The following is a 247-nucleotide window of genomic DNA, read 5'->3' as shown; positions in this document are numbered from 1 at the left end:
TCCCAGACACCGGCAGCCCGCCAGCGTGTGAAGCGGTTGTAGAGCGTGGTGCGTGGGCCGTAGCGTTCGGGTACGTCCCGCCAGGACGAGCCGGTCCGAAACCGCCAGAGGATGCCGTTGATCACCCGCCGGTCGTCCACACGGGGCACGCCGCGGCTGTTCCGAGGCAAGAGCGGTTCGATCACCGACCACTCGTGATCCGTCAGTTCATGACGACGCATGCCAACCTCCTTCGCAGGAGATTGAA

Annotated in this window: 1 protein-coding gene; it reads right to left on the bottom strand. The window is 65.2% G+C overall.

From position 1 onward, the window contains the following. On the bottom strand, positions 1–221 hold a 221-nt coding region (locus O5O54_RS22310), incomplete at its 3' end, for a transposase (protein WP_279484038.1). Between the last annotated feature and the right edge of the window lie 26 nt (positions 222–247).

Origin of the sequence: Aureimonas sp. SK2, assembly GCF_029813115.1 — a bacterium.
Classification (GTDB): Bacteria; Pseudomonadota; Alphaproteobacteria; order Rhizobiales; family Rhizobiaceae; genus Aureimonas.
This window is presented reverse-complemented; position numbering and strand designations above follow the sequence as displayed.